The following is a 279-nucleotide window of genomic DNA, read 5'->3' on the forward strand; positions in this document are numbered from 1 at the left end:
TTGGGGGTTGGTTTTCAGAAGATTAAAGGCATCATTTATGTCATGATATGGCTGTACACGAGAGTAAACCGGATAGTATTGGGAACGCCGCTGTGAAAGTTGGCGGTGCTCAGAGTGACCTGTATGCTCTGGATATCGAGAACCATGTGTACTGGAGGTATAAGGCGTATACCTACTTGAATCGCTTTGTCTGCAAGGCGGAGGCGCCTGCGGGTTATGGTAGCCTCTCCCATAGTGTGGCCGTGTGTACATACTCTGAATAAACCTTTATAGCAGTGA

Annotated in this window: 1 protein-coding gene; it reads left to right on the forward strand. The window is 47.7% G+C overall.

All coding sequences use genetic code 11. The annotated features are described in order from the left end of the window. The first annotated feature begins 47 nt into the window (after nucleotides 1-47). Nucleotides 48-263: a hypothetical protein gene (locus E1189_RS01575; RefSeq protein WP_155158344.1), complete on the forward strand. Its 216-nt coding sequence runs from the start codon at nucleotides 48-50 to the stop codon at nucleotides 261-263. Nucleotides 264-279 lie beyond the last annotated feature (16 nt).

It is taken from the genome of Parendozoicomonas verongulae (assembly GCF_009711465.1).
GTDB classification, from domain to species: Bacteria; Pseudomonadota; Gammaproteobacteria; order Pseudomonadales; family Endozoicomonadaceae; genus Sansalvadorimonas; species Sansalvadorimonas verongulae.